General features: G+C 61.2%; 15 protein-coding genes. 6 read left to right on the plus strand and 9 right to left on the minus strand.

All coding sequences use genetic code 11. The features are described 5' to 3' along the window. Nucleotides 1–8: 8 nt before the first annotated feature. Nucleotides 9–608, minus strand: a complete 600-nt coding sequence (locus E2F50_RS11145; protein ID WP_133316418.1) for a PilZ domain-containing protein — start codon at nt 606–608, stop codon at nt 9–11. A 123-nt stretch (nt 609–731) separates the two neighbouring features. Here E2F50_RS11145 and thrC point away from each other — a divergent pair, with 123 nt between their 5' ends. Genes thrC through E2F50_RS11165 form a run of 4 tightly spaced genes read left to right on the plus strand, consistent with a single transcriptional unit; the run spans nt 732 to nt 7,003 of the window. Continuing rightward, a complete protein-coding gene (gene thrC / locus E2F50_RS11150) occupies nt 732–2,126 on the plus strand; it encodes a threonine synthase (RefSeq protein WP_133316182.1) in 1,395 nt (464 codons plus the stop codon). Nucleotides 2,127–2,150: 24 nt separating this feature from the next. Continuing rightward, nucleotides 2,151–3,449 carry a M16 family metallopeptidase gene (locus E2F50_RS11155; protein ID WP_133316183.1) on the plus strand — a complete coding sequence of 433 codons (1,299 nt, stop codon included), beginning with the start codon at nt 2,151–2,153 and terminating at the stop codon, nt 3,447–3,449. Between the two features lie 39 nt (nt 3,450–3,488). Beyond that, the gene (locus tag E2F50_RS11160; protein WP_133316184.1) at nt 3,489–4,100 is read left to right on the plus strand and encodes a GNAT family N-acetyltransferase; all 612 of its coding nucleotides are present in this window, start codon (nt 3,489–3,491) and stop codon (nt 4,098–4,100) included. Next, on the plus strand, nt 4,097–7,003 hold the full coding sequence (locus tag E2F50_RS11165; RefSeq protein WP_202615439.1) for an EAL domain-containing protein: 2,907 nt from the start codon (nt 4,097–4,099) through the stop codon (nt 7,001–7,003). Before E2F50_RS11160 ends, E2F50_RS11165 begins: the two co-directional genes overlap by 4 nt. Before the next feature lie 11 nt (nt 7,004–7,014). On the opposite strand, the gene E2F50_RS11170 is transcribed toward E2F50_RS11165, so the two are convergent. The 3 genes from E2F50_RS11170 to E2F50_RS11180 all read right to left on the minus strand — a co-directional run bounded on the left by E2F50_RS11170 (nt 7,015) and on the right by E2F50_RS11180 (nt 9,097). Further along, nucleotides 7,015–8,133 (minus strand): zinc-binding metallopeptidase family protein, encoded by a 1,119-nt coding sequence (locus E2F50_RS11170; protein WP_133316185.1) that lies wholly within the window; start codon nt 8,131–8,133, stop codon nt 7,015–7,017. A gap of 90 nt (nt 8,134–8,223) precedes the next feature. Then, the gene (locus E2F50_RS11175) at nt 8,224–8,415 is read right to left on the minus strand and encodes a CsbD family protein (RefSeq protein ID WP_133316186.1); all 192 of its coding nucleotides are present in this window, start codon (nt 8,413–8,415) and stop codon (nt 8,224–8,226) included. A gap of 76 nt (nt 8,416–8,491) precedes the next feature. Further along, nucleotides 8,492–9,097: a YqgE/AlgH family protein gene (locus E2F50_RS11180; protein WP_133316187.1), complete on the minus strand. Its 606-nt coding sequence runs from the start codon at nt 9,095–9,097 to the stop codon at nt 8,492–8,494. Between the two features lie 226 nt (nt 9,098–9,323). Between E2F50_RS11180 and E2F50_RS11185 the strand changes: the two genes are divergently transcribed. Then, nucleotides 9,324–10,109 carry a protein-disulfide reductase DsbD domain-containing protein gene (locus E2F50_RS11185; RefSeq protein WP_133316420.1) on the plus strand — a complete coding sequence of 262 codons (786 nt, stop codon included), beginning with the start codon at nt 9,324–9,326 and terminating at the stop codon, nt 10,107–10,109. 120 nt (nt 10,110–10,229) lie between these two features. Further along, a complete protein-coding gene (locus E2F50_RS11190) occupies nt 10,230–10,715 on the plus strand; it encodes a peroxiredoxin (protein ID WP_133316188.1) in 486 nt (161 codons plus the stop codon). A gap of 77 nt (nt 10,716–10,792) precedes the next feature. Here the strand turns inward: E2F50_RS11190 and E2F50_RS11195 are convergent, their stop codons facing one another. From E2F50_RS11195 to E2F50_RS11215, 5 genes are all read right to left on the minus strand, one after another. Further along, entirely contained in the window at nt 10,793–11,101 is a 309-nt protein-coding gene (locus E2F50_RS11195; protein ID WP_133316189.1) for a Dabb family protein, read from the minus strand. A gap of 191 nt (nt 11,102–11,292) precedes the next feature. Further along, a complete protein-coding gene (gene rnhA / locus E2F50_RS11200; protein WP_133316190.1) occupies nt 11,293–11,733 on the minus strand; it encodes a ribonuclease HI in 441 nt (146 codons plus the stop codon). Beyond that, nucleotides 11,730–12,695 carry a homoserine kinase gene (locus E2F50_RS11205; protein ID WP_133316191.1) on the minus strand — a complete coding sequence of 322 codons (966 nt, stop codon included), beginning with the start codon at nt 12,693–12,695 and terminating at the stop codon, nt 11,730–11,732. Before E2F50_RS11205 ends, rnhA begins: the two co-directional genes overlap by 4 nt. Before the next feature lie 125 nt (nt 12,696–12,820). Next, nucleotides 12,821–13,846: a 4-hydroxy-3-methylbut-2-enyl diphosphate reductase gene (gene ispH, locus E2F50_RS11210; RefSeq protein ID WP_133316192.1), complete on the minus strand. Its 1,026-nt coding sequence runs from the start codon at nt 13,844–13,846 to the stop codon at nt 12,821–12,823. A 4-nt stretch (nt 13,847–13,850) separates the two neighbouring features. Then, nucleotides 13,851–14,216, minus strand: coding sequence for a DUF1304 domain-containing protein (locus E2F50_RS11215; protein ID WP_133316193.1), 366 nt, complete (start codon nt 14,214–14,216; stop codon nt 13,851–13,853). Between the last annotated feature and the right edge of the window lie 14 nt (nt 14,217–14,230).

The raw sequence follows: 14,230 nt of genomic DNA on the forward strand, positions 1-14,230 counted from the left end.
AGCAGATCTCAGCCGCGGCGGCCGGGCTTCTTGACGGTAACCGTGTCGAAGCCGAGGCGCACGCGGGTAAAGCGTGATGCACCGCCCACGGCGTTGGGAATCTGCACATCAGGCTTGCTGAAGATGAACTGGGTGCCGCCGCTCGGGATGTCGACCGGGAAGGCCACCTTCTGCGAGTAAAGCACCTTGTCGCCGTCGAGAACCTCCACCAGAACCGGCAAGGTGGTTTTGCCCGATGCGCCCGCCGGACCTTCGACAATCCGCCCCTGAGCAACCACATTGATGGTGATGGTGGTTTCATTGGCGGTGCATTGGCGCGTCGCCTCTGCGAGCGACGCCTGGTAGAGCAGCTTTTCGGCAATGTCCTGGCCGCCCTTGGCGTAGGCGCGGTAGACCGCATCCTGCTCGCGCATCACGACCTGAGGGCAATAGGCTTGAACGACCGGCGTCACCGGGCCGGTTGGCTGGCTCTGGGGCCGCATCATCTCGACGGGCGCCGAACCGCGCGCGCGTCCAAAGGGATTGGGCGCATCCCCGGTGGAATTGCAACCGCCCAGCAGGGCGATTGCCGATAAAGCCAGAAAACCGCGCGAAAACTTGCCTAACACGATACTCAACCCTTTGCCGTTCAGTTTCCATGACGGATCGCAGTGCGCTTTCCGCTCTTTCACCGCTCATTTTCCTGGTCTATATCAGCGGCGCAAACAAAAATCGATTGGGGATTGACGCCCGTGGACTACATTTCTACCCGTGGCGAAGCGCCTGCCCTCGGCTTCCGCGAGGCCTTGCTTGCCGGCCTTGCCCGCGATGGCGGACTTTACGTGCCCCGCGAATGGCCGAGCCTTTCCAAAAGAGAGATCCGCGCCCTGCGCGGCAAGTCCTATCAAGAGGTGGCGTTCGAAGTCCTCAAGCATTTCGTCGACGGAGAAATTCCTGACGACAAGCTGAAGGAGATGATCGCGGAAGCCTATGCAACGTTCCGCCATCCGGCCGTCGTGCCGCTCGTGCAGACCGGCCCCAATGATTTCGTGCTCGAACTCTTCCACGGCACGACGCTCGCCTTCAAGGACGTGGCGATGCAGTTGCTCGCCCGGCTGATGGATCATGTGCTGGCCGAACGCGGAGAACGCGCCACCATTGTCGGCGCCACCTCCGGCGACACGGGCGGCGCGGCGATCGACGCTTTTGCCGGCCGCGAACGCACCGACATCTTCATCCTTTTCCCGCGCGGCAAGGTATCGCCGGTGCAGCAGCGACAGATGACGAGTTCAGCCGCCGAAAACGTCCATGCCATGGCGATCGACGGCAATTTCGACGACTGCCAGAACCTCATCAAGGAAATGTTCAACGACGTGGCCTTCCGCGATCGTGTCCGGCTGTCCGGCGTCAATTCGATCAACTGGGCCCGGATCATGGCGCAGGTGGTCTACTATTTCACATCCGCTTTGTCGCTCGGGGGGCCGGACCGGAAAATTTCCTTCACCGTACCGACTGGCAATTTCGGTGATATCTTCGCCGCCTATGTCGCCAAGAAGATGGGCCTGCCGATCGACCGGCTGGTGATCGCCACCAACGACAACGACATCCTGGCACGAACCCTGAAGACCGGTCGCTACGAAATGCGCGGCGTCAAGGCAACCACCTCGCCTTCCATGGATATTCAGATTTCGTCCAATTTCGAGCGCCTGCTGTTCGAAGCCTATGGCCGCGATGCCACCGCCGTACGCACGGCCATGGCAGGATTGAAACAGTCGGGTGCCTTCGAGATCAACCCCGAGGCTTTGAAGGCGATCCGCCGCGAATTCCGCGCCGGTCGAGCCACCGAGGCACAGGTTGCGGCGACCATTCGCGACACGCTCTCCGACACGGGATACCTCCTCGATCCGCACACGGCGAGCGGCGTTTTCGTGGCCAAAAAGAACATGAAACCAACCAGTCCAATGGTCACTTTGGCGACCGCCCATCCCGCCAAATTTCCGGCCGCGGTAAAATCCGCTTGCGGAATTGACCCGGCGCTTCCATCATGGCTCGCTGATCTGATGCAAAGGGAGGAGCGCTTCGAAACCTTGGAACCGGAGCTTAAGGCCATTGAAACCTTCATTGGCCAGCATGCCCGCGCCAAGTGACGGCAGCGCCAGAAAGACTTGAATATGAATGTTGAGACCACCCGGCTTTCCTCCGGGCTGACTGTCGTGACCGAGACAATGCCCCACCTGGAGAGCGTCGCGCTCGGTGTGTGGATCAAGTCCGGATCGCGTAACGAAACCACCGAAGAACATGGCATCGCTCATCTTCTGGAGCACATGGCCTTCAAGGGCACCAAGCGGCGCAGTGCGCGCGACATTGCCGAAGAAATCGAAAATGTCGGCGGCGAACTGAATGCTGCCACCTCCACCGAAACGACCTCCTATTATGCCCGCGTGCTCAAGGATCACGTTCCGCTGGCGGTGGATATCCTCGCCGACATCCTGACGGAGTCGGAATTCGACGAGGAAGAGCTGCGGCGTGAAAAGCACGTCATCCTGCAGGAAATCGGCGCGGCCAACGACACGCCCGACGACGTGGTCTTCGACAAGTTTTCCGAAGTCGCCTATCGCGGCCAAACGATCGGACGGCCGATCCTCGGCACGCCGGACAAGGTCAACAGCTTCACCCCCGGCCAGATCCGCGGCTATCTTTCCCGCAATTACACGACGGACCGGATGTTCGTCGTGGCAGCCGGCGCGGTTGACCACCAGACGTTCGTCAAGCAGGTCGAAGAGCGCTTTGCCAGCCTGCCGACCGCCCCGAGCAGCCCGCCTGTGCTGGAGCCCGCCCGCTATATTGGGGGCGACGTTCGCGAAGACCGGGACTTGATGGATGCCCAGCTGCTGATCGGCTTTGAAGGCAAGGCCTATCACATGCGCGACTTCTACTGTTCGCAGATCCTCGCCAACATCCTGGGCGGCGGTATGTCCTCGCGCTTGTTTCAGGAAGTGCGCGAGCATCGCGGCCTCTGCTATTCGGTCTATGCCTTCCACTGGGGCTTTTCCGACACTGGCATTTTCGGCGTGCACGCGGCCACAAGCGGCAGCGAACTGCCGAACCTGCTGCCGGTGGTGATCGACGAGCTGCGCAAGTCGTCGGAAACCATCCATCAGCAGGAAATCGACCGGGCCCGGGCGCAGATCCGCGCACAGTTGCTGATGGGACAGGAGAGCCCTGCAGCGCGTGCCGGCCAGATCGCCCGCCAGATGATGCTTTACGGCCGCCCGATCCCCAATCCGGAAATGATGGAACGGCTGGAAGGCATTACCACGGAGCGCCTGACGGATCTTGCCGGACGGCTGTTCTTCGACACCGTCCCGACCTTGTCGGCTGTCGGCCCGATCGAGCAGCTCGCGCCGATCAGCGACATTTCCGCAGCGCTTTCCTCGCCGGCGGCTAAGACGCAAAAGGCGGTTGGCTAGGCCTCGTTCCTAGGCCACCGCACTGCCCGGAGCAGCAGAATGACCAAGTCGGTGTTTCGGTTCCTGTCACGACAGCCGGATACGCCGGAGCTTTACGGGCAAGATCATCTTTTACGGCTGCCGCGCAATTCCGATTACCGCGAATGGTACAGGCTGCGCTCCGACAGCCGAAGCTTTCTGCAGCCGTGGGAGCCGACATGGCGCTCGGACGAACTGACAGAAGCCTCATTCCGAGCCCGTGTGTTGCGGGCCGGCCAGGAGTGTTCCTCGGGTCTTGCGGTTCCCCTCCTGCTGTTTCGCAGGGATGACTCCGCCCTGCTGGGCGGCCTCACCATCGGCTATATCCGCCGGGGGGCGGCGCAAAGCTGCATGATCGGTTACTGGATGGGCGAGAAGCATGCCGGCCAAGGCCACATGTTGGCCGCATTGAAGGTGGCTATCCCGTATATCTATGGCGGACTTCAGTTGCACCGAATTGAGGCAGCCTGTATTCCAGAAAACTGGAAAAGCATGCGGCTTCTCGAAAAAGCCGGCTTCGAGCGGGAAGGTCTTTTGCGCAAATATCTGAAAATTAACGGGGAATGGCGCGACCACGTGATGTTTTCCCGGTTGCCGGACGACGGCGAGTTCGGGAAGCTGATGAAATCATGAACCTTCGTATCCCGCGTATTGCGTCCCCGATCGGCTGGCTTGTCACGCTGATCGCCTTGTTCTTCGTCGTTCTCATACCTGCACAGGACGCCCGTTCTGCCGAACCCGTGAAGATTTCCCGTGACGACACGGCGCTGGACCTGACCAAGACCACCGAAATCTATACCAATCAGGGCGAGGCCTTCCAGGTTTCCACCGCCGCCGGCGCCGACGGCATCCGCCGCCGCATCGAAGTGCGGGCCAGTTCGCCGGGGCACCAGGGCGACTGGGCCGTCTTTGCACTGGCCAATGTTTCGGAGGAACAGCTCGAGCGGGTGATCGTCGCGCCGCATTTCCGGCTGGTCAATTCGCAGATGTTCTGGCCGGATCTCGGCTCGCAGCGCATCATCTCGATCACACCGTCGGAAGGTTTTGCCCTCGACCGCATTCCCAGCCCCGATGCCGACGTCTTCCGCATCACCCTCAACCCGGGCTCGACCATCACCTTCGTTGCGGAACTAGCGACGCCCTCGCTGCCGCAGATCTACCTTTGGGTGCCGGACGCCTACAAGGACACGGTCAATTCCTTCACGCTCTACCGCGGCATCGTGCTCGGCATTGCCGGGCTTCTGGCCGTGTTCCTGACGATCCTCTTCGTGGTCAAGGGCACCTCGATGCTGCCGGCCGCAGCGGCCCTTGCCTGGGCCGTGCTTGCCTATATCTGCGTCGACTTTGGCTTCCTCGACAAGCTGATCACCATCACCTCGAGCGACCAGCGGATCTGGCGGGCAGCGGCTGAAGTGGCGCTTGCCTCCTCCATGGTCATCTTCCTGTTTACCTATCTCAATCTCAATCGCTGGCATGTGCATCTCGGCTATGCGACGCTTGCCTGGGTTGTCGGCCTGCTGCTGCTCGGCGGCGTCGCCATCTACGATCCATCGGTCGCAGCCGGCATTGCACGGCTTTCCTTTGCACTGACGGCGACGGTCGGCATCCTGCTGATCATCTATCTCGGCCTCAACCGCTACGACCGGGCGATCCTGCTGGTGCCCACCTGGGCGCTCATCCTCGTCTGGCTGTTCGGCGGCTGGCTGACGGTCACCGGCCGGCTCGACAACGACATCATCCAGCCGGCACTCGGCGGCGGGCTCGTGCTCATTGTGCTGCTGATCGGCTTTACGGTCATGCAGCATGCCTTTGCCGGCGGCGCCTACCAGCAAGGCCTGTTTTCCGACCTTGAGCGCCAGTCGCTGGCCCTGACGGGCAGCGGCGACACGGTCTGGGATTGGGACGTGGCGCGCGACCGGCTGGTCACCACGCCCGATATTTCCACCCGCCTCGGGCTGGATGCCGGCGCTATGCATGGACCTGTCCGCAACTGGCTGCCGCGCCTGCATCCGGACGACCGCGACCGCTTCCGGGCGACGCTGGACGTGCTCCTGGAGCACCGCCGCGGCCGGCTCAATCACGAATTCCGCATTCGCGCCGAGGACGGCCATTTCCACTGGCTGCAGATCCGCGCCCGGCCGGTTCTCGGCTCGAATGGGGAGATCATCCGCTGCGTCGGCACGATCATCGATGTGACGGAGCAGAAGAATTCGGTGGAGCGGCTGCTGCAGGATGCGCTGCATGACAATCTCACCGGCCTTCCGAACCGCCAGGTCTTTCTCGACCGCCTGCAAGCCGTGCTGACGCTGGCGCCGGGCGGCGACATGGTGCGCCCAACGGTGATGACCATCGACATCGATCGCTACAAGCAGGTCAATGATTCGCTTGGCATTGCTGCTGGCGACAACATCCTGATCGCGCTGACCCGCCGCTTGCGCAGGCTTTTGAAGCCGCAGGACACGCTGGCGCGGCTAGCGGGCGACCAGTTCGGACTGATCCTCGTTTCCGAGCGCGACCCCGCTAAAGTGGCCGATTTCGCCGATGCGGTTTCCAAGGCGATCATGGTGCCGATCAATTTCGCCAATCGCGAGATCATCCTGACGGCCTCGATCGGGCTCGCCTCCTGGGTGGACCAGCAGGAAAGCGCTGCCGGATTGCTAGCCGATGCGGAACTGGCCATGTACCGTGCCAAGCGCGCCGGCGGCAACAAGGTGGAGCCCTTCCGCCCCGTCTTCCGTTCGTCGGGCACCGATCGCCTGCAGATCGAGACCGATCTGCGACGTGCCATCGAGCGCAAGGAACTGTCGCTTGCCTATCAGCCGATCATTCGGCTGCGGGATGGCGAGATTGCCGGTTTCGAAGCGCTGATGCGCTGGGAACACCCCAAGCGCGGCACCATTCCGCCATCGGAATTCATCCCAATCGCAGAAATGTCCGACCTCATCGGGCCGCTTGGCATGTTTGCCATGGACCGGGCGGCCTCAGACCTGATCGGCTGGCAAAGGCAGACTGGCGAGCTTCCGGTCTTCGTGTCGGTCAACCTGCCCAGCGCCCAGCTTCTGAACGCCGACCTTTACAACGACATGCGGTCGCTGCTGCAAAGGACGCAGATCAATGCCGGACAGCTGAAGCTGGAACTGCGCGAATCCATGATGATGGAAAACCCGGAACAGGCGCGGCTGGTGCTCGCCAAGCTCAAGGAAATAGGCCTCAGCCTGGCGCTCGACGATTTCGGAACAGGCTATTCCTCGCTCGGCTACCTGACGCAGTTCCCCTTTGATACGATCAAGCTCGATCAAGCCCTGGTGCGCAACGCGACTGAAAAGCGGGCGGTGCTGCTGAGATCGGTGATCGCCATGGCCCGCGCTCTGGACATGGACGTGGTCGCCGAAGGCGTCGAGACCGACGAGGACGCGACCGAGCTCGCAAAAATGGGTTGCCACTTCGGCCAGAGCTACCTGTTCGGCCCGCCTGCGGCGGCGGATGCGGTGCTGCGATTGCTGAAGGAACGCTTCCCGCTCACCAAGCGCGCCTGAAGCAGCTCCACTTAGCCGCTGAACGCCACAGATCCCGCCGGCGTGATCGATGCCTGCAGCCTCTGTCGCTGGTTGTTGTGAATGAGTTCGTGAATGAACTGCAGCTTGGTCACCACGGCCGGACTAAGGATGAACGGGTAAAGATCCGGCACGCCCATGGAGCGGTGGACGCTGTTGAGCGCCACGCTGAAGGGTATCCAGGCCGAAACGATCTGTTCGGCGCTTTCCGCATTATAAGGATTGAAAGCTACTTCGGCGGCGAGTTCCTCGTGCCGCCTCGGCTCGATCGTCATGCCATAGGCACGCGCAGTTTCCAGCGTGTCGACGATGTGCAGGTAATGGGCGAAGCATTCCGCGAAATCTTCCCATGGATGGGTGCTGGCATAGGTCGAGATGAAGAAGTCCTGCCAGTTGGGCGGCGGTCCCTGCTCGTAATTGCGCTTCAGCGCCTCCCCGTAGTCGATCGTCTCGTCGCCGAAGACGGCACGGAAAGCGTCGGTCATGCCGCCGTCGCGCACCAGCTTGTCCCAGATATAATGACCGGTCTCGTGCCGGAAATGCCCGAGCATGGTGCGGTAGGGCTCGTTCATGGAAACGCGAACCTGCTCGCGGGTGACGTCGTCAGCCTCCGCAGCGCGAATGGCGATCAGCCCATCCTCGTGACCGGTCATGGCCGGAACCACCGTTCCGTCTGGCTTGATCTCGTCCACCAGGAAATCGAAGACCAGGCCGCCCTGCGGATCTTCTTGGCGGTTGGTGCGCGGCAGGTTCCACCGCATCAGGGAGTAAAACAGATGCCGCTGCGCTTGGCTGATGCTGCGCCACTGGTTAAGCCCGGCTTCCGTGGAGGCATCGGGCACAAGACGGTTGTGGCGGCAAGCCGGGCAGAACGGCTCCGGGTCGTCCGCAAGCACAGTCCAGTTGCAGATATCCATGGCCGCGTTGGCGCAAAGCCGAACCTTGTGGTCCGGCTTGGCAATCAGGTGCCAGGTCCCGTCCGTGCCCTCCTCCTCCAGCGCATGCATGGCCAGGCGCTCCGGCACGAAGGCCAGCCTGTGACCGCAGTTGACGCAAGTGCGGTTGTCGAAATGGATCGTTTGTCCACAATGATCACAGTCGTAAAGGCGCATCGGCTTTCCAATCAGTCCGGGAGCACATAAAGAAAACCTGCCCCGGCAAATGTCGGAACAGGTTTTTTGACTTGGAGGTTGTGCCAGGTATTAGACGCGGTCAACAAAGCCCTTGGCGGCATCCTTGACCTTGCCTTTAGCCTGCTGCGCGTCGCCCTTGACTTCCTGAGCAGAGCCTTCCGCACGCAATCTGTCGTTATCGGTCACATCGCCTGCAGCCTGCTTGAGCTTGCCGGCGATTTCGTTGCCCTTGCCGGCCATCTTGTCACTGGTGCTACTCATTGTACTTCTCCTTGTTGCGGACATTTTGTCCTGCTGCAGAGAAAACGCATGGAGCGCAGGTTCGTTCCGATAAGTTTCAGGCGTGACCGGCTTCGCTCGACAGCATTTCAGGGGAAATGCCCATGGAAGCCAATGCCCGATCATATTTGCCGTCGATATCACGGTCGAAAATCAGCTCCTCACTGGCCGGACAATTGAGCCAGCCATTGCTGGAAATCTCCAGCTCCAACTGGCCCGGGCCCCAGCCCGCATAGCCGAGCATCATGGTCGCTCGCACCGGCCCGCGACCGTCGCAGATCGCCCGGATGATATCGAGTGTCGCGGTCAGTGAAATGTCGTCGCTGACGGGGATGGAGGAGTCACTACGGAAGTCGTCCGAATGCAGCACGAAGCCGCGCCCGGATTCTACGGGACCGCCGGAAAGGATCGGCAATTCCCGCGTCTGGCCCGGCAGCATGATGATATCCGCCTGGTCGAAAAGCTTGAGGTGCTGCAGGACCTCGGTGAAAGTTATCTGCTGTGGGCGATTGATGATGAAGCCCATGGCACCAGCCGCAGAGTGAGCGCAGACATAAACGACGCTACGCGCAAAATTGCCATCCTGCATGCCCGGCATGGCGATCAGCAGCTGCCCATCCAGAAAGCCGCGTTCGCGCTTATCCCTGAGGGTTGAGAGAGCCATCCTGCCTCCAGCTCGGCGCCTGCCCACGATGGGAAGCCTGCCCGCAATTGCCTTGTCATGGAGAAGATGGGGCAGTGTCCCCTATCAATCAACCGAAAATGAACGGGTTTGTGGTCCATTCAACTGGTGACGGCAGCCGGGACCGGTTAAATACTTGTCTATGAAGAAGTTTCAAATTTTCGCCCGTAAATGCTCAGCCAGGCTTGCAGCCGGCCTGTTCATAGGAATGGGGTTGACAGCGGCCGGCGGCGCTTGCGCCGAGATCACACCCTGGGCGGCCAATGAAGGCGGCCGCATGCGCATCGTCGTCATGCCGCCGGAGGCGGACGGCAAGGTGCGCGGTGCGTTGCAGATCGAGCCCAAGCCCGGCTGGATCACCTATTGGAGAGAACCGGGCGATGCCGGGATACCGCCGCAGATCGTGTTTTCGAAGACGGGCAGCGTGACGCTCGACAAGGTATCCTATCCTATTCCAAAGCGGATCGACAACGGCACGCTGCGTGATATCGGTTATGACGGCGCCGTGGCATTCCCGTTCGAGCTGACCGCTCAGAAGACCGGCTCGCCGCTCAGCCTCAATGCCTCCGCCTTTGTCGGCTTGTGCCGCAATATCTGCATACCCTTCCAAGCGGAGTTTTCGCTGGCGCTTCAGCCTTTGAAGGGCACGCCGGTGGAGGAGGCGATGATTCTTGCCGATGCCCAGAGCAAGCTGCCGGAAGCGCCTTCGGATACGTTTGCCGTGACCCAATATGTCATGACGCAAGGTGGCGACGTGCTGAGCCTGACGCTGCGTCTTCCCGATGAAGCAAGCGGAACGCCGCAGGTCATCGTCACCGGACCGGAAGGGCATGCCCTGTTCGACGGCGTCAACGGCCAGCGCAACGGCGACCGCTATTCTCTCGACATGCCGGTCGGAAAACTGCCCAAGGGCTATGACTTCAAAGGCAAGCGCTGGGGCATATTGGCGATCGCCGGCGGCCGGGCCATGGAAACCTCTCTCGCCTTCGACTAGCCGCCTCCCCGCTCAGCCTCCAAGGCTGACCTATGTTCGCTCAGCTTGTGTTCGCTCGACCCGAGTCTATAGTGCGCGTCAAGCAGGCGGCACAGGACCTGTTATCAAGAGGAGAGATGCATGACGATTGCCATTGGCGAAAAACTGCCGGAAGCTACGTTCAAGGAAAAGACCGCTGATGGTCCCGTGGAAATCACCACACGGCAGCTGTTCGAGGGCAAGAAGGTCGTTCTCTTTGCGGTTCCGGGTGCTTTCACGCCCACCTGCACGCTCAACCACCTGCCCGGCTATCTGGAAAACCGCGACACGATCCTGGCCAAGGGCGTCGATGACATTGCGGTTGTCGCCGTCAACGACTGGCATGTGATGGGCGCCTGGGCACAGCAGACCGGCGGCATGGGCAAGATTCACTTCCTGGCCGACTGGGATGGTGCGTTCACCAAGGCTCTCGGGCTCGATGCCGATCTTTCCGCCGGCGGCCTCGGCGTGCGCTCGAAGCGCTATTCCATGCTGGTCGAAAACGGCGTCGTCAAATCCCTCGCCGTCGAAGAAAGCCCAGGCCAGGCGACCGTATCCGGCGCCGCAGCCATGATGGAACAGCTCTGATCGTTCTCAGACGCGACTGGCCTTAGCGTCTGACGACGACATCGGAAACAGGCGGCGGGGCCGGAGCCCGCAGCCTGTCATACGGCCATATCGAAGACCAGTAGACCGGACAGGCCGCCATCGCTTGCTGCGACGATCCGCTCGCCGACCGCAATATGCTCGGGATGGGCAAGATAGGCATCGCGCGCTTCCGGGCTTTCGAAGGTCACTGCGAACCCGTCCAGGAAGCCGCCATTCAGCCCTTCCGGCGAAATGTTCGGCCCATATTTGATATCAAGAATACCGGGCGTGACGTTCTTCAGAGCGCCAACCGCCTCGTAGATTGCCTGCTTATCGGCCGGCTGGGTAGCAGCCTTGAAGCGAACGAAGACGCAATGCAGGATCATGAATAGCCTCTCTTTGATTTTGCGGGCAGGATAGTGGCTTGCGCCGGAAGCGCAACCAGCGTCAGGCGATTTCCCGCAGCAGCGCAGGATATCCACGGTTTGCGGAAGGACCGATTGGTTCCTCTCTGCCCTCACCACAGAGCGAGGCACAGCTGCTACGCCGCCGAGACTGTTCGCGGCGCCTTCTCATCTTACCGCTTCTTGAACGGCGCCATGCCGAGCCGCGCCAGTTCGTCGGCGCGCTCGTTTTCCGGATGGCCGGCGTGACCCTTGACCCAGTTCCACTTGACCTTGTGGCGCTGGTTGGCTGCGTCGAGCTGCTGCCAGAGTTCGCCGTTCTTGACCGGCTTCTTGTCGGCCGTCTTCCAGCCGTTCTTCTTCCAGCCGAAGATCCACTTGGATATGCCGTCCATGACATATTTGCTGTCGGTATGGAGATCGACTTCGCAAGGCGTTTTCAGCGCATTCAAGGCACTGATCGCCGCCATCAGCTCCATCCGGTTGTTGGTGGTTTCCGCTTCGCCGCCGAACAATTCCTTCTGCGTCTCCCCATAGCGCAGGATGGCGCCCCAGCCGCCGGGGCCGGGATTGCCGGAACAGGCGCCGTCCGTGAAGATTTGGACCTGCTTCATGAGGAAATCCCGTATTCTGCAACCGATGCGATCTGCCGGTGGAAGCGCAGCTTGTGCAGATATTCGAGCGGATCCTTCTTGACGACCATCGCCCCGGCCGGGGTCGTCAGCCAGTCGTAGAGCCGCGTCAGGAAAAAGCGCAAGGCCGAGCCACGAGCCAGCACCGGCAGGGCAGCCATCTCTTCATCCGACAAGGGGCGCACCGCCCGATAACCTTCCAGGAGGGCCATGCCCTTGGTGATATTGTAGGCGCCGTCCTTTTCGAAGCACCAGGCATTGAGGCAGATCGAGACGTCATAAGCGAGCAGATCGTTGCAGGCGAAATAGAAGTCGATCAGGCCGGAGAGCTCGTCGCCGAGGAAGAAGACATTGTCCTGGAAGAGATCGGCGTGGATGACACCGGCCGGCAGATCTTTCGGCCAATGGGCAGACAGAAATTCGAGCTCGGAGGAGATTTCGTCCTGCAGCCCCGTCTCCACCTCGTCCACGCGGTCTGCGGATTTTTCCCAAAGCAGCGTCCAGCCGTCGAGCGAAAGCGCGTTCGGCCGCGTCAGCGGAAACCCGTCGCCGGCGAGATGAAGTTCCGCCAGCGCCTGGCCAACCTCCCGGCAATGCTTTGCCTCGGGCTTTCTCAGCCACATGCCTTCGAGAAAGGAGATAAGGGCGGCGGGACGCTTGGACAATTCGCCGAGCAGCGCGCCATCCTTGCGCGGCAAGGGCAGCGGGCAGGACAGTCCGCCCGCCGCCAGATGCTGCATCAGCCCCAGAAAGAAGGGCAGATCCGATTTCTCGACCCGCTTTTCGTAGAGCGTCAGGATCAGCGGGTCGCGCGTCGTGTGTAGCAGGAAGTTGGAATTTTCGACCCCTTCCGCAATCCCTTTGTACGAGGTGAGCTCGCCGACGTCATACTGGTCGAGGAACCGCTTCAAATCGTCTTCGGTGATGTCAGTATAAACGGCCAAAACCTGTTCCTGCTGTGATGGAGCCCGAGCGGATGCGTTGCAGCTCTTCCTAGCCGCTCGCCCTGCCCTTCGCTAGAGCCGGCAGGGACTAGGACGGCTATCAATTCACAGAGATAATTTCGGGTTCAAGCCGAAACGCTTCTCGAGCCATTCACCCAGGCCATATCCTCGACCGTCAGCGGCACATTGCGCAGCTCGCGGTTGACGAGGAAGTTTTCGGTTTCTTCTGCGGTGATGGCAAGATCGATCGTCGCGTCGAAGCGGTGCTTGAAGGCGGCAATGATTTCGTCAACGATCACTTCCGGTGCCGATGCGCCGGCGGACAGGCCGAGCGTGCGGATCTGGCCGATTTCGGCCCAATCCAGTTCATCGGCGCGCTGCACCAAAATGGAGCGTTTCGCGCCCGCCCGCAGCGCCACTTCGACCAAGCGCTTGGAATTGGACGAATTGGGCGCGCCGACGACGATGAAGAGATCGCAGCCGGGCGCCGCGTGCTTGACCGCCTCCTGGCGGTTCGTCGTGGCATAGCAGATTGAATCGGCTGCTGGCGCCATGAGATTGGGAAAACGCTCCTGCAGCTTGGCGATGACGCCGGCCGTATCATCGACGGAAAGCGTCGTCTGCGTCACATAGCCGAGATTATCGGGATCCTGCGGGACATAGACCTGCGCGTCCTCGATCGTCTCGACCAGCGACACCGTGCCGGGCGGCAATTGGCCCATGGTCCCGATGACTTCCGGATGTCCCGCATGACCGATCAGGACGACGTGACGGCCGAGCCGCTGATGCCGCATGGCCTGCTTGTGAACCTTCGAGACCAAGGGGCAGGTCGCGTCGAGATAGAAGAGGTTGCGAGCCGTTGCGTCTTCCGGAACCGATTTCGGCACACCATGAGCGGAAAACACGACGGGCTGCTGGCGATGTTCCGCCGGGATCTCGTCGAGTTCCTCAACGAAGACGGCGCCCTTGGCCTCCAGGCCTTCGACCACGTAGCGGTTATGGACGATCTCGTGGCGGACATAGACCGGTGCGCCATACGCCTTCAAGGCCAGCACGACGATCTGGATTGCCCGGTCGACACCGGCGCAGAAGCCGCGCGGTCCGCAAAGGCGGATCGACAGCGGGCTTTTCACGGATAAGGCCAAATTCATCAAATCAGGACGCCAGCAAAGTCAGGACGAGAGCGAGTATGGCCGGACCGCCCTGGATGAGCAGGATACGCGGCTTGACCGACCACGCGCCATATATAGCGGCAATAGTGACGCATACAAGAAAGAAGAGCTTCAACTGCAGGGCAAAGACCGGATCCCCATTGAGCAGCGACCAGAAAAGACCGGCAGCCAGGAAGCCGTTGTAGAGCCCCTGGTTGGCGGCAAGGATCCGGGTCGCCTCCGCCTGTCCTTCCGACATGCGGAACACCTTTCGGCCCGTCGGCCCGGTCCAAAGAAACATTTCCAAGATTAGAAAGCCGATATGAAGCAGCGCGGTCAGCGCCACGAACAGGTTCGACATCAAGACCATGTTCCCCCTCTCCT

The sequence above is a fragment of the Rhizobium deserti genome, from assembly GCF_004358025.1.
GTDB classification, from domain to species: domain Bacteria; phylum Pseudomonadota; class Alphaproteobacteria; order Rhizobiales; family Rhizobiaceae; genus Neorhizobium; species Neorhizobium deserti.